This window comes from Stenotrophomonas sp. TWI809 (assembly GCF_039673205.1).
Lineage (GTDB): Bacteria > Pseudomonadota > Gammaproteobacteria > Xanthomonadales > Xanthomonadaceae > Stenotrophomonas.
Genome location: NZ_JBDJLE010000006.1, coordinates 61,997 through 75,491, shown reverse-complemented (window position 1 = coordinate 75,491; position 13,495 = coordinate 61,997). Strand labels below are relative to the sequence as shown.

General features: G+C 67.9%; 13 protein-coding genes. 6 read left to right on the top strand and 7 right to left on the bottom strand.

From position 1 onward, the window contains the following. Positions 1 to 65: 65 nt before the first annotated feature. Positions 66 to 1,346, bottom strand: a complete 1,281-nt coding sequence (gene serS, locus ABE472_RS06760) for a serine--tRNA ligase (RefSeq protein ID WP_346462647.1) — start codon at positions 1,344 to 1,346, stop codon at positions 66 to 68. Between the two features lie 112 nt (positions 1,347 to 1,458). Here serS and ABE472_RS06755 point away from each other — a divergent pair, with 112 nt between their 5' ends. After that, entirely contained in the window at positions 1,459 to 2,094 is a 636-nt protein-coding gene (locus ABE472_RS06755) for an energy transducer TonB (RefSeq protein ID WP_313212492.1), read from the top strand. 172 nt (positions 2,095 to 2,266) lie between these two features. After that, positions 2,267 to 2,821: an energy transducer TonB gene (locus tag ABE472_RS06750; RefSeq protein ID WP_346462703.1), complete on the top strand. Its 555-nt coding sequence runs from the start codon at positions 2,267 to 2,269 to the stop codon at positions 2,819 to 2,821. 161 nt (positions 2,822 to 2,982) lie between these two features. Here ABE472_RS06750 and aroA read toward each other — a convergent pair whose 3' ends face one another. From aroA to ABE472_RS06730, 4 genes are all read right to left on the bottom strand, one after another. Continuing rightward, positions 2,983 to 4,296, bottom strand: a complete 1,314-nt coding sequence (gene aroA / locus ABE472_RS06745; RefSeq protein ID WP_313212490.1) for a 3-phosphoshikimate 1-carboxyvinyltransferase — start codon at positions 4,294 to 4,296, stop codon at positions 2,983 to 2,985. Between the two features lie 117 nt (positions 4,297 to 4,413). Beyond that, a complete protein-coding gene (gene pheA, locus ABE472_RS06740; RefSeq protein ID WP_346462648.1) occupies positions 4,414 to 5,610 on the bottom strand; it encodes a prephenate dehydratase in 1,197 nt (398 codons plus the stop codon). A 51-nt stretch (positions 5,611 to 5,661) separates the two neighbouring features. Then, entirely contained in the window at positions 5,662 to 6,747 is a 1,086-nt protein-coding gene (gene serC / locus ABE472_RS06735) for a 3-phosphoserine/phosphohydroxythreonine transaminase (RefSeq protein ID WP_346465930.1), read from the bottom strand. Between the two features lie 252 nt (positions 6,748 to 6,999). Next, positions 7,000 to 7,800 (bottom strand): FHA domain-containing protein, encoded by an 801-nt coding sequence (locus ABE472_RS06730; protein WP_346462650.1) that lies wholly within the window; start codon positions 7,798 to 7,800, stop codon positions 7,000 to 7,002. Between the two features lie 121 nt (positions 7,801 to 7,921). Here ABE472_RS06730 and ABE472_RS06725 point away from each other — a divergent pair, with 121 nt between their 5' ends. From ABE472_RS06725 to ABE472_RS06715, 3 genes are all read left to right on the top strand, one after another. Further along, positions 7,922 to 8,197 (top strand): polyhydroxyalkanoic acid system family protein, encoded by a 276-nt coding sequence (locus ABE472_RS06725; RefSeq protein WP_313210757.1) that lies wholly within the window; start codon positions 7,922 to 7,924, stop codon positions 8,195 to 8,197. A gap of 98 nt (positions 8,198 to 8,295) precedes the next feature. Next, positions 8,296 to 8,790: a phasin family protein gene (locus ABE472_RS06720; RefSeq protein ID WP_313210755.1), complete on the top strand. Its 495-nt coding sequence runs from the start codon at positions 8,296 to 8,298 to the stop codon at positions 8,788 to 8,790. Positions 8,791 to 9,064: 274 nt separating this feature from the next. Then, positions 9,065 to 10,078 (top strand): restriction endonuclease, encoded by a 1,014-nt coding sequence (locus ABE472_RS06715; protein WP_346462651.1) that lies wholly within the window; start codon positions 9,065 to 9,067, stop codon positions 10,076 to 10,078. A 3-nt stretch (positions 10,079 to 10,081) separates the two neighbouring features. Here the strand turns inward: ABE472_RS06715 and hutC are convergent, their stop codons facing one another. Further along, positions 10,082 to 10,810 (bottom strand): histidine utilization repressor, encoded by a 729-nt coding sequence (gene hutC / locus ABE472_RS06710; RefSeq protein ID WP_313210751.1) that lies wholly within the window; start codon positions 10,808 to 10,810, stop codon positions 10,082 to 10,084. Between the two features lie 27 nt (positions 10,811 to 10,837). Beyond that, on the bottom strand, positions 10,838 to 12,214 hold the full coding sequence (locus ABE472_RS06705) for a formimidoylglutamate deiminase (RefSeq protein WP_346465929.1): 1,377 nt from the start codon (positions 12,212 to 12,214) through the stop codon (positions 10,838 to 10,840). Positions 12,215 to 12,277: 63 nt separating this feature from the next. Here ABE472_RS06705 and hutI point away from each other — a divergent pair, with 63 nt between their 5' ends. Beyond that, positions 12,278 to 13,477, top strand: coding sequence for an imidazolonepropionase (gene hutI, locus ABE472_RS06700; RefSeq protein ID WP_346465928.1), 1,200 nt, complete (start codon positions 12,278 to 12,280; stop codon positions 13,475 to 13,477). The last annotated feature ends 18 nt before the right edge of the window (positions 13,478 to 13,495 follow it).

Genomic DNA, 13,495 nt, shown 5'->3' with positions numbered 1-13,495 from the left:
GCTCTACCGGGCGCCAACAAAAAACCCGCCGTTCGGCGGGTTTCTTCATGCGTCACGGCGCTGGATCAGCCGATGACGTCCACGCCGCCCATGTAGGGCTTGAGCACGTCCGGCACGGTAATGCTGCCGTCGGCGTTCTGATAGTTCTCCATCACCGCGATCATCGCGCGGCCAACCGCCACGCCCGAACCGTTGAGCGTGTGCAGCAGCTCGGGCTTGCTGGTCTCCGGGTTGCGCCAGCGGGCCTGCATGCGACGGGCCTGGAAATCACCGCAGTTGGAGCACGAGGAAATCTCGCGGTAGGTGTCCTGCGAGGGCAGCCACACTTCCAGGTCATAGGTCTTGATGGCCGAGAAGCCCATGTCGCCGGTGCACAGCAGCACCTTGCGGTACGGCAGGCCGAGCTTTTCCAGCACGACTTCCGCACAGCGCGTCATGCGCTGGTGCTCTTCATCGCTCTGCGCCGGGGTGCACGCGGCGACCAGCTCCACCTTCTCGAACTGGTGCTGGCGGATCATGCCGCGCACGTCGCGGCCACCGCTGCCGGCTTCGGCACGGAAGCACAGCGAATGGGCGGTCATGCGCAGCGGCAGCTGCTCAGCGTCGATGATCTCATCGCGCACGATGTTGGTCAGCGGCACTTCCGAGGTCGGGATCAGGTAGCGCGTGGATTCGCCCACGGCCGTCTTGAACAGATCGTCCTCGAACTTCGGCAGCTGGCTGGTACCGCGCAGCGACTCGGCATTGACCAGGGCGGGCACGTTGGTTTCTTCATAGCCGTGCTCGCCGGTGTGCAGATCGAGCATGAACTGCGCCAGCGCGCGGTGCAGGCGCGCGATCGGGCCACGCAGCACGGTGAAGCGCGATCCGGACAGCTTGGCCGCGGTCTCGCCATCCAGCCAGCGGTTGCGGGCGCCGAGCTCGACGTGATCCAGCACCGGGAAATCGAACGCGCGCGGGGTGCCCCAGCGCTTCTGTTCGACATTCTCGGATTCATCCTTGCCGGCCGGCACATCCTCGGCGGGCAGGTTCGGAATGCCCAGCGCGATCGCTTCGATTTTCTCGCGCAGCGCATCCAGGGCCACTTCCGAGGCCTTCAGCTCATCGGCGAACGCGGCCACCTCGGCCATGATCGCCGAGACGTCTTCGCCCTTGGCCTTGGCCTGGCCGATGGCCTTGGAACGGCTGTTGCGCAGGCTCTGCAGCTCCTGCGTGCGCACCTGGATGCGCTTGCGATCGGCTTCCAGCGACTCCAGCCCGGAGACATCCAGCTCGAAACCGCGCGAGGTGCGCAGGCGTTCGGCAAGGTCGGCGGGCTGTTGGCGGAGCAGGGCTGGATCGAGCATGGCGGCAGAGGGGTCTACGGATTCGGAGGGGGATTATCGCCTGTTATGCGTTTTTCTGCCGCCGGTTCATCCCGGGCGTGGCAGAATCGCGGTGATCCATACGGTATGCCCCATGTCTGCTCCCCGCTCGACTTCTGGCAAGAACATCACCTTCCACCTGCCCCGCCGCAGCCTCGTGATCGCCGCGATCGCCTTCGGCGTGGGCCTGCTGTTGTTCCTGGTGGTATGGCTGAGCAGCCGCAACAACGACTTCTACAAAGCCGACCCGGCCGCGCAGACCCCCGCCCAGGTGGCCGAGGTGGTGCCGCTGCCCGAGCCGTTGGCCGCTGCCGCCGGCTCCAGCGACATGCCCGACGCCAAGGCCCCGCCGGTCAACGAGGAAAAGCCGCAGCTGGTGGAGACGGCCCCGCCGCCACCGCCGGCCGCCCCGGCTGCGCCCGCCGCACCCGCCGCGCCCACGGCCATGGCGCCGAGCGACCGCCCGCAGCCGATTGCTGACCAGTCGCCGCCGCCGAGTTACCCGCCGGCCGCCTTGCGTCGCGGTGACAGTGGAACGGTGGTGGTGCGCGTGGATGTGGATGCCACCGGCTATCCATCGGCCGTGACGTTGATCCAGCGCAGCGGTTCACGCGATCTTGACCGCGCAGCGTCCGATGCGGTGCGTCGCTGGCGTTTCCAGCCGGCGCAGAACAACGGTGTGCCAGTGCCTGGCAGCCTGGAAGTGCCGTTCGACTTCACGCCGCGGTGATTCATCGCCGCCACGTGCGGCGATTGTGCAACGGCTCAGCAAACTGAACCTCGATGGGAATGCAGTCGTCGCGTTGACGGTGCGCTGACACATCCGCAACCGTGTCCGGGCAAGACTGCGGGTGTCACATCGACACCAGGAGTCAGCCATGAGTGTTACCCATGCCCCGGACATGCCCCGCTCGCCGCATCATCAGCGCGACGTGATCGATGAGCCCGCCCATCGCCGTACGTCACCCTGGTTGTGGGTGGCGTTGATCGTCGCGATGTTCGCCGCTGCGCTGGTGTGGCTGCGTTATGCCACCCCGGGCGATACCAACGAGGCGCCGGTGGGCCAGCGCATGTTGCCCGCTACCGAGACCGCACCGGTGGCGACCACGCCGGCACCCGCTGCGCGCCAGGCCGCACCGGCCGCCGAGCAGCGCAAGGCGACGCCGGCCGTACGCAACCGTGAGGCCCGCCCGCTGGCGAGCAATGCCAAGCCGGTCTACCCGCGTACGGCGCTGCGCAGCGGCGTGCAGGGCAGCGTGGTGGCCAGCCTCAACGTGGATACCCGTGGCCAGGTGACCGACGCCAACATCGTGCAGCGCAGCGGTACGCGTGATCGCGATCTGGATCGTGCGGTGCTGACCACCGTGCGCGACTGGAAGTTCGAGCCGGCGATGAATAACGGCCGCGCAGTGGCGAGCGTGGTGCGCGTTCCGGTGGACTTCCGTACGGAGCGCTAAGCGGATGCACTGCGGCGGAAACGAAAAGGAGGCCAATGGCCTCCCTTTTTTGTTGTGCGAAGCACCGCGTCCGCGCGAGGTCAAGGTAGTGCCGGGCGCTGCCCGGCAACCACGCATACCTGACATCTGGAAGCAGCAGCCCGGCAGAACCCGTCGCTACCTCAGCCGGCGCGAAGCCCGAAACCTGCACCGGTCGCCAGGCCATCGAAATCCGGGAAGGACGTCGCCACGTTGGCGATGTCATTGACCCGCACTTCGCCGCTGCTGAGCTGGCCGGCAATCGCGAAGGCCATCGCGATGCGGTGGTCGCCGTGGCTCTCGATGGTGCCGCTGCCAAGCACGGCGCCACCGTGGATCGTGGCGCCATCATCGGTTTCATCGACCTGCACGCCCAGCGTGCGCAGGCCCGTCGCCATTGCGGCCAGACGATCCGATTCCTTGACCCGCAATTCGGCCGCACCGCGCACCACGGTGTTGCCCTGTGCCGCCGCCGCCGCGACGAACAAGGCCGGGAACTCGTCGATCATGTCCGGCACCAGCGCTTCGGGAATCTCGGCGCCGTGCAGCGGCGCATGCCGCACCACCAGATCAGCCACCGCTTCCCCACCCTGCTCGGCATGGTTTTCTTCGGTGATGTCCGCGCCCATCAGGCGCAGCGCCGCGAGCAGCCCGGTACGGCGCGGGTTGAGGCCCACCGCACGCAGGCGCAGCTCGGAGCCTGGGATCACGCTCGCCGCCACCAGGAAGAACGCCGCCGAGGAGAAATCGGCCGGCACCACGATATCGGTCGGGCGCAGCCGCTGGCCGCCACGCAGGCGTGCCTTGCCCGGCGAAAACTCGATATCCACACCGAATGCACGCAGCATGCGTTCGCTGTAATCGCGGGTCGGGTGCGGCTCGGTGACAGACGTTTCGCCATCGGCATACAGACCGGCCAGCAGCACGGCGGATTTGACCTGCGCGCTGGCCACCGGCGAGGCGAATGCAATGCCGTGCAGCGTTTGGCCACCATGCACCCGCAGTGGCGGGGTGCCATCGGCCTCGGTATCGATCTTCGCACCCATCTCGGCCAGCGGACCGGTCACGCGGCGCATCGGGCGGCGCGACAGCGATTCGTCGCCGACCATCACCGAGTCAAACGGCTGTGCAGCCAGCAGCCCGGCCAGCAGACGCATGCCGGTGCCGGCATTGCCGCAATCCAGCGGGGCGCCCGGTGCCTTCAGGCCATCCACGCCGACGCCGTGCACGATGCGCTGCGAGGGCGACGGGGTGTCGATGCGCACGCCCATCTGCGAAAAGATCGCGGCGGTGGCGCGGGTGTCTTCGCCCTCCAGGAAGCCATCGATGCGCGACACGCCATCGGCCAGCGCGGCAAACATCACCGAGCGGTGCGAGACGGACTTGTCACCGGGAATGGTCAGGCTGCCCTGCAGGGGCTGGCCCTTGTGGGCGATCCAGTACGGAGATGCGGTCATCGGAAATCCTAGGGGGCGGGCCGCCGCAGCGGCGATGCAACGGTGTACGGGAGGGGCCACAGCGCCCACACGGGCGCCGGGCCGGGCGCAGCGCGCGAGGCGGCTGCGCCGTTCGGATCAGGGCACGGCGACCGGATAGGAGCCGAGGATCTTGATCTGCGCCGAGTGGGCTTTCAGTTCGGCCAGGGCCGCCTGCATCGCCTCGTCCTCGACATGGCCGGCCAGATCGATGAAGAAGCCGTACTCCCACTTGGCATTGTGCGAGGGGCGCGACTCGATCCGGTTCATGCTGATGCCATGCCGCGCGAACGGGCTGAGCACGTCGAACAGTGCACCGGGCTTGTCGTGGATGAACACCAGCACCGAGGTGCGGTCGTGGCCGGAGGTGGGGAAGATGTTGCGGCCGATGACCAGGAAGCGCGTGGTGTTGTCCGCATCGTTCTGGATCGGCTTGGTCACCACCTTCTTCAGGCCGTACACATGCCCGGCACTCTCGCCGCCGATCGCCGCGGCGTCATCGGCATTGCGGGCGCGGCGCGCGCCTTCGGCGTTGCTGGAGACCGGAATCTTCTCGGCCTTGGGCAGGTTGGCGCGCAGCCACGAGGAGGTCTGCATGAACGACTGCGGGTGGCCATACACGCGCTCGACATCCTCCAGCCGACCACTGCGCGACATCAGGTACTGCTGCACGCGCAGCTCCACTTCGCCACAGATCTTCAGGTTGGAGGTCAGGAACATGTCCAGGGTGATCTGGATGGTGCCCTGCCCCGAGTTCTCCACCGGCACCACGCCGAAATCGGCGTTGCCCGCTTCCACTTCCTGGAAGACTTCCTCGATGCTGGCCAGCGGCAGACCCAGCGCCGAGCGCCCGAAGTGCTTGAGCACGGCTTGCTGGCTGAAGGTGCCTTCCGGACCGAGGTAGCCGATCTTCAGCGGCTCCTGCTGGGCCAGGCAGGCCGACATGATTTCGCGGTAGACGTGGACCAGCACTTCATCGCTGAGCGGGCCCTCATTGCGGTCCACCACCATGCGCAGCACCTGCGCTTCGCGCTCGGGGCGGTAGTAATCCACGGCGGCAGCGAGCTTGCCCTTGGCCTTGCCGACCTGGTGGGCGAAGTTGGCGCGCTCGGCGATCAGCGCCTGGATGCTGCGGTCGATATGGTCGATCTTGGCGCGCACGTCCGACAGCACGGGCGCGGCAACGGCCGGCGCGGCATCGCGCTTGGCGGCCTTGGCCTTCTTCGCGGGGGCAGCCGCCTTGGGCGGGGTCGGCGCTGGCTTGGCAGCCTTGGGCTTGGCGGGTTTGGTGGCCATCTGGGTTCCAATTGCGGTGGGGCGGCGAGCGCCCCGGGAAAAACGAATGCGTCAGCCGTTGCGCTGCTGGAAATCGCGCATGAAGGCGGCCAGCGCCTGCGCGCCCTCCACCGGCATGGCGTTGTACAGCGAGGCGCGGATGCCGCCGACCGCCTTGTGGCCCTTCAGCGCCAGCAGGCCGGACGCTTTGGATTCACTGACGAAACGCGCGTTGAGCGTGTCATCCGGCAGGAAGAACGGGATGTTCATGCGCGAGCGTGCGGCCGGGACGACTTCATTGCGGTAGAAGCCGCCGGACTGGTCGATCGCCCCGTAGATCAGGCCCGACTTGACCGCGTTGCGGCGGGCGAATTCTTCCACGCCGCCTTCGGCCAGCATCCACTGGAACACCAGCCCGGCCAGGTACCAGTTCCAGGTCGGCGGGGTGTTGAGCATGGAATCGCGCGCGACGTGCGAGCGGTAATCGAAGATGTCCGCACGCGGCTGGCCGCTGCGCTCGAGCAGGTCGCGGCGCACGATCACCACCGAGACGCCGACCGGGCCGAGGTTCTTCTGCGCGCCGGCATAGATCAGGCCGTACTGGCTGACATCCAGCGGCTCGCTGGCGATCGAGGAGCTGAAATCGGCGAACAGCGGCACGTCACCCACGTCCGGCGTGTCACGGAACTCGACGCCGTGGATGGTTTCGTTGGCGGTGATGTGCACGTAGGCCGCGTCATCGGAGAGCTGCCAACCGGCGCGCGCCGGGATGTCGTGGAAGCCATTGGCTTCGCTGCTCGCGGCGACGTTGACCGTGACGTAAGGGCTGACCTGCTTGATCGCGGTCTTGCCCCAGTGCCCGGTGAGCACGTAATCCACGGTCTGGCCGGGCTGGGCGAAGTTGAGTGCGAGCAGGGCCTGCTGGGTGGTCGCGCCACCGGCCAGGAACAGCACCGCGTAGTCGTCCGGGATGCCGATCAGGCGACGCAGATCGGCCTCGGCCTGGGCGGCGACGGCCATGAACTCCGGGCCGCGGTGGCTCATTTCGACAATGGAGGCGCCCGCGCCGTTCCACTCCAACATCTCTTCCTGCGCCTGGCGCAGGACCGATTCCGGCAACGTTGCAGGGCCGGCACTGAAATTGAACGCGCGCGTCATGTCACACCTATGGGGCAAGACCCCTAGTATGCCGCAGCGCACCAGCCTTTAGGCCTTGCAGGACAAGGCGAATTTGGTTGCAAACGAATCTATCCAGGGTCCGGCTGTCTGCCAGAGCCACCGCCATATGTCTGGAGGCGAGCCCCCTGAGTCAGGGGGCGCCGCGACGCGGCGGGGTCTGGAAGCAATGTCACGCGGGGGCCCGTGGTTTGCGTAGCAAATCACGGGGCGTCAGCGCGGATGCGATGACGTTTACCGCGCCCCGAACCAGAGCAGGCCGCTGAGCGCTGCGGCCAGCAGCAACGCACTGGCCAACAGCCACGGCCAGCGGCTCACCCGTTTGGGCGCAGCCACCGGTTCCGGGCGCTGGCGTGCCTCGAAGCCGTCGTCCTCTTCGTCGATCACGATGCGCTTGCGGCCGTCGTGTGGGACTTCGAGCACGAAGCGGTGCTGGGCATCGAAGACCAGCTGATCGCCCGGCTGCAGCCAGCAATGGCGAACGGTGACGCCATTGACCCGCGTGGACTCGCCGGCGCCCAGGTCGCGCAGCAGCAGGCGCTCCCCATGCTGCTCCAGGCGGGCGTGCTGTTCGGCGAAGGCAGGGTCGTCGATGACGATGTCCGCCTCCGGCCCCCGCCCGATCACGCGCGGACGATCCAGGGTGAAGCTGCGCCCGTGGTGCTGGCCGCCGACCCCGCGCAACAGGCGCTGGTCGTCGCTGCCATCATCGCTGCGTGGCGGCGCGTGCGCGACAGCTTCGCAATCGCCCTGCACCACCATCTCCACGCCGTCGGCGTAGACGGCGTCGCCGGCACGCAGCAGCGCCATCCGGCGCACCGGGCGGCCGTTGACGTGGATGCCGCGGATGCCGTTGGCGACCTGCAGCCACAGGCCGCGGTCATCCAGGCAGAACTGGGCCAGCAGCAAGGTGCCGGGGGCGTCATCGCAAAGCCGGACGGTGCCCGATGCATGACGCACGATGCGCTGCACCCCGGGCCGCAGGGGCTGGTCGGGATGTTGGCGTTGAGTAAAGTGAACTAGCAGGTTCTGCACGCGGCGCAGCCTAGCAGGTTGAATGTCAGGGAAGAAGAAGTGTGACGCAGACCTTGGAGTTGTGCCTGAGGATGCGCACAATGCACGCCCAAATCCGCGCCGTTGTCCGCCAGGAGGCTGTATGTCCACCATCGATATCCGTCACGCCCACTCCCTGCCCGCCGAAAATGCGCGCAAAGCCATCGAAGAAGTCGCCGCCAAACTGTCCGAGCGTTTCGGTCTGCAGTCCAACTGGGTGGGCGACGTGTTGAATTTCAGCGGCTCCGGCGTGGACGGCGCGATCGCGCTGCAGCCCGGCCAGGTGCAGGTCACCGCCAAGCTCGGCTTCCTGCTCTCGGCCATGAAGGGCATGGTGGAAAGCGAGATCCAGCGCGTGTTGCAGGAAAAGCTCGGCTGAACCGACGCCCGGCCCGGCGCTGCACAGGCGCCGGCCATCACACCGCTTGAAGCCGGCGATGCATACGATCCAAGGGTGTCCACCCAAGGGATCGCCCCATGCATTCACCCAACGACTTCGACGATCGCATCCCCGGCGAGAAGCCCTCGCTGCAGGATCAGGCCGAGCGCTTCTCGCGCAAGCTGACCGATTCGGCCCAGCAGATATGGCTGGCGGGTCTGGGCGCCTTCGGGCGTGCGCAGGCCGAAGGCAGCCGTGTCTTCGACAACCTGGTCAAGGAAGGCGAGAACATCGAGGCCCGCAACCGCGAGCAGACCGGCGATACACCGCGCTGGCGCGACAATGTCGAGGAACACCTCGGCGAGGCCCGTGAAAAGGCCAGCGGCACCTGGGACAAGGTCGAGAAGGCCTTCGATGACCGGGTCCAGGGCGTGCTGAAGCGTCTGCACATCCCGACCGCCGAGGATGTCGCCGCGCTCAATGCCCGGATCGATGCGCTCAACACCCGGGTCAACCGTGCCGAGGCCCGCAACGCCTCGCCGTCGGCCGATCCATCGCCGGGTACGCACCAGTCGCCGACCTCCGATGCCTGACTGAACTGATCCGACCACGTTTGTTGCAAAGCAGCACGACTTTGTTGACAATCGAAATCGACCCGCCAATCGCTTCCACCGCCGTTTGTTCCCTCCCCTCACGGCTCTGGATTGGCGGGTTTTTTGTGGGCGCTGCTACCGCAAGGCCCCGCAAAGTGAGACGGCCGTCACCGACGTGACCGCCGGATGCGAACCGGCTCGAAAACGACGCGCCGCTGACGTGCAAAGGCGCATATAAACTGTCTATCGCACTTCCCTGTTCATATCCCCCTGCATGCTCTCCTGGATTCTGGCCCTGCTGTTGGCCCTCATCGCCTGGTTCCTGGCCACGGCCTACTTCTGGCTGATCAAACGGAAGCGCAAGGAGACCCAGCTCGGCCTGAATGCCTTGGCCGGCATGCACTGGCGCGAGTTTTCCCTGATCGTGCGGCGCGCGATGCACGAGCAGCGCGGGCTGCAGGACGTGCCGGACGAGGCCGTGGACAGCCGCGAACCCCGCAGCGATTTCCTGATGCACGACGGGCCGCAGCGCTGGCTGCTCTCCTGCAAGCACGGGCGCGCCTACCGGATCGGCACGGCGGCGGTGAACGAACTGGGCGCCGCCGCGCGCCTGGCCGGTGCGCGTGGCGGCATCCTGATCACCGAGGGCAAGGTCGAGCGCGATGGACGCATCGCCGCTGAAAAACAGAGCGTCGAGGTCCTCGACGGCCCGCTGCTGTGGCCGTTGCTGAAGCCCTACCTGCCGGGCGACATGGAGGCCCGTGTCGAGGCCGGTGCCCGTGGCGAAGCCCTCCGCCGCATCTCGATCGCGGCACTGGGCGCGGCGACGCTGGGCCTGATGGTCGGGCTGGGCTCGCTGACCGCCGGGCTGGAAACGGAGTGGGCCGACGACGAAACCGCGGCGGCCGCGCCGGCTGCAGCGAAAACACCCGCGCCGGCCGGCACCCAGCCCACGCCTGCGACACCGGCCCCCGCGGCCCCCGAGACCGCTGGCCGCGCTGCCGACGCCGCCCCGCCTGCAATGGAAGCGAACCCGGACGACGCCACGCTGGACCGCTATCAGCAGGAACTGTCACGCAACGTGGCCAGCCGCCCCGGCGTGGCCAGTGGCATCTGGCTGACCCGGCAGACGCTGGCGATCAACCGCACCGGCGAAATCGATACGATCTGGCCGCTGATCTGCGAGGAAGTGACCCGCTACCCGGCGCTGCGCACCGTGCGCATCCAGCTCAACCCGCGCCCCGGCGTGGATGAGCCGGTCCGCTGGCGGCAGTGCACCACACTGTAAGGCTCAGCGCGCGCCCGGCGAGAAACGGGCAACCAGATCGTAGGCATCGCCCAGGAACATCTGCCGCACGCAGGTGATCGGCTGCTCGCCGCGCCAGGTAAGGCGGTCGATGACCAGGCACGCCGTGCCGGGTTTGACCTGCAGCAGCGTGGCGGCCGCCTCATCCGCGCCCCAGGCACTGATCCGGTGCTGGGCGCGTGTCCACGAGACGTTCTGCAGCAGCCAGCTGCCCGGCGCCGTGGTCTCGAAATCCACCGCCAACACCTCCGGCACGCCGACCGGGCTGATCAGGCGGTGCTCCAGCGCCAGCGGCCGGCCATCGGCCAGGTGCAGGCAGCGGATCGCCAGCAGCTTCTCGCCGCCGGCCAGGGTGGTTTCCTCCGCAACCTGCTCGCGCGGTCGCCGGTAGGCACGCTCCAGCAGCTGGTAGCCATAGACGTGCCCGCGCGCTTCCACCGCCATCGCGATGTCGGGAATCTCCAGCGCCACCTGTTCCAGGTGCGGCGGCTGGCGCGCGACGAACGAGCCCGCACGGCGGCGGCGCTCGATCATGCCGCTCTCGGCCAACGCGGTCAGCACCTTGTTCACGGTCATCCGCGAGCAGCCGTACTGCTCCATCAGCTCGTGTTCGTAGGGGATGCGGAAGCCAGGCTCCCACTGTCCACTGAGGATGCGGCTTTCCAGATCAGCACGGATGCGCTGATTGAGGGTTGCTGCTTTCTTGCCCGTCACTCTGGATTCCTGCATGGGAGGGTCTGATCAGACCCTCAACAACGGTCGAAGTGCCGCGGCGAACCGTGCGGCCACCGCCTCGCGTTGCGGGTGGCGACCATCACGGACCCACTGGCGCCCTTGGCGCCACACCGATCGCACGGCGCCATTACGTGCGGCGAACACCCAGCTGTCAAGCAAGGCGTCGCCGTCGCGGGCGATCAGCGCCGGGTGATCCGGATCGAGTTCGACCAGGTCGGCCGGCGCACCGGCCTGCAGCCCGGTGGTCACGCCCAGCGCCTGCGCAGCACCGTTCAACGACTGTTCGTACAGCCAGCGGCCGGTGGACTGACCATCGCCCGGGGCCAGCACATTGCGCCCGCGCAGTTGCAGGCGCTGGCCGTACTCGAGCAGGCGCAGTTCTTCGGCCGCGTCGATCAGCACGTTGGAATCCGAGCCCACGCCGAACCGGCCACCGGCACGTGCGAAGGCCTGCATCGGGAACAGGCCGTCACCCAGGTTCGCCTCGGTGATCGGGCACAGCCCGGCCACCGCACGGCTGGCGACGATCTGCTGCATCTCCGCTTCGGTGATGTGGGTGGCATGCACCAGGCACCAGCGCGCATCCACCGGCGCGTGTTCGTACAGCCACTGCACCGGCCGCATGCCGCTCCAGGCGACGCAGGCATCGACCTCGCGGGTCTGTTCGGCGATGTGGATGTGGACGGGCCCGCTATTGAGCGGCAGCAACGCCGACAATTCCTCGCCGGTCACCGCGCGCAGGCTGTGCGGGGCGAAACCGAGCACCGCATCGTCCTGGTCCTGCAGCGCGCGCGTGCAGCCCTGCAGCAGCGCAGCAAACCCGTCGACATCGTGGATCAGCCGGCGCTGGGCCGGATTTGGCGCGGCGCCGCCGAAATCGGCATGCGCGTAGAACACCGGCAGCAGGGTCAGGCCGATGCCGCTGGACCGGGCAGCGGCCGCGATACGCTCGGCCATCTCGGCACGGTTGGCATAGGCCGCGCCGTCCGGGCCATGGTGCAGGTAATGGAACTCGCCGACCCGGGTGAAGCCGGATTCCAGCATTTCCACATAGGCCTGCTCGGCGATCGCCTGCATGGCCTCGGGCTGCAGATGCGCGAGGAAGCGGTACATCAGCTCACGCCAGCTCCAGAAGCTGTCGCCGCTGTTGCCGCCGATCTCGGTCAGTCCGGCCATGCCGCGCTGGAAAGCGTGGCTGTGCAGGTTGCCCAGGCCCGGCACCGCGATCGCCAACGCGGTATCGCCCGGCGCGGCCGACACACCTTCGGTCACCTCGATGAACCTGCCGCCTTGGCTGAGGATGCGCACATCGCGCGCCCAGCCATGTGGCAGCAGCGCATGAGCGGCGTGGAAACGAAGGATCGGTGCGGGGGTGGCTGGCATCACTGGACATCCCGGAAGAGGCGTCTATATTGTATAGACATATACACCGATGTGGTTGCTGCCATGCACTGTGACACCCTCTGGTACCACGCCAACCTGATCACCGTCGACGGCCCGGGCCTGGGCGTGATCGAGGAGGGCGTCATCGCCGCGACCGATGGGCGCATCGTGCATGTCGGTGCGGCCGGATCTGCCGGTCACCTGCAGCCGGTCCAGCGTATCGACTGCGCCGGGCGCTGGATCAGCCCCGGCCTGATCGACTGCCACACCCACCTGGTTTATGCCGGCAACCGCGCCGGCGAGTTCGAGCAGCGCCTGCAGGGCGTGAGCTATGCCGACATCGCCCGCGCCGGCGGCGGCATCGTCTCCACCGTGCGGGCCACCCGCGCCGCCAGCGAGGCCGACCTGCTCGCCGCGAGCCTGCCACGGCTGGACGCCATGCTGGCCGAAGGCATCACCACGCTCGAGATCAAATCCGGTTACGGGTTGACCCTGGCCGATGAGACCAAGCAGCTGACCGTCGCGCGCGAACTGGGCCGCCAGCGCGCGGTCGAGATCGTGCCGACCTTCCTCGGCGCGCATGCGATCCCGCCGGGCCGCGAAGCGCAGGAGTACATCGACGAGGTCTGCAACGTCATGATTCCGGCCGTTTCGGCGGCCGGGCTGGCCGAGGCGGTAGACGTGTTCTGCGAGAACATCGCTTTCAGCGCCGCACAGGCCGAGCAGGTCTTCCTCGCCGCGCAGCAACACGGGCTGGCGATCAAGATCCATGCCGAGCAGCTCAGCAACCAGCACGGTGCCGCCCTGGCGGCACGTCACGGCGCACTGTCGGCCGACCATATCGAACACCTCGACGCCGACGGCATCGCCGCGATGCGCAGCGCCGGCACCGTGGCGGTGCTGCTGCCGGGCGCGTTCTATTTCACCCGCGATACCACCCTGCCCCCGATCGCCGACCTGCGGGCGGCCGGCGTACCACTGGCGCTGGCCACCGATTCCAACCCCGGCACCTCGCCGCTGACCAGCCCGCTGCTGGCGATGAACATGGCCGCCACCCTGTTCCGCATGACCGTGGCGGAGTGCATCGCCGGCTTCACCCGTGAAGCGGCGCGCGCCCTTGGCCGGCAGGACCGGATCGGCCGGCTCGCCGTCGGCCTGGACTGCAACCTCGCCCTGTGGGACATCGAGGCGCCTGCCGACCTCGTCTACCGCATGGGTTTCAACCCCCTGCACTGCCGCGTGATGCGCGGCCAACCCGTCTGAATCTAGTGATGTCTGGAG

Bases quoted from the DNA above. Each gene is read 5' to 3' on its own strand.
- ABE472_RS06725 (WP_313210757.1), top strand. From the start codon at position 7,922: ATGTCCACCATCGATATCCGTCACGCCCACTCCCTGCCCGCCGAAAAT.
- ABE472_RS06755 (WP_313212492.1), top strand. From the start codon at position 1,459: ATGTCTGCTCCCCGCTCGACTTCTGGCAAGAACATCACCTTCCACCTG.
- ABE472_RS06720 (WP_313210755.1), top strand. From the start codon at position 8,296: ATGCATTCACCCAACGACTTCGACGATCGCATCCCCGGCGAGAAGCCC.
- hutI (WP_346465928.1), top strand. From the start codon at position 12,278: ATGCACTGTGACACCCTCTGGTACCACGCCAACCTGATCACCGTCGAC.
- pheA (WP_346462648.1), bottom strand. From the start codon at position 5,610: ATGGCCACCAAACCCGCCAAGCCCAAGGCTGCCAAGCCAGCGCCGACC.
- ABE472_RS06705 (WP_346465929.1), bottom strand. From the start codon at position 12,214: ATGCCAGCCACCCCCGCACCGATCCTTCGTTTCCACGCCGCTCATGCG.
- serS (WP_346462647.1), bottom strand. From the start codon at position 1,346: ATGCTCGATCCAGCCCTGCTCCGCCAACAGCCCGCCGACCTTGCCGAA.
- aroA (WP_313212490.1), bottom strand. From the start codon at position 4,296: ATGACCGCATCTCCGTACTGGATCGCCCACAAGGGCCAGCCCCTGCAG.
- serC (WP_346465930.1), bottom strand. From the start codon at position 6,747: ATGACGCGCGCGTTCAATTTCAGTGCCGGCCCTGCAACGTTGCCGGAA.
- ABE472_RS06750 (WP_346462703.1), top strand. From the start codon at position 2,267: ATGCCCCGCTCGCCGCATCATCAGCGCGACGTGATCGATGAGCCCGCC.
- ABE472_RS06715 (WP_346462651.1), top strand. From the start codon at position 9,065: ATGCTCTCCTGGATTCTGGCCCTGCTGTTGGCCCTCATCGCCTGGTTC.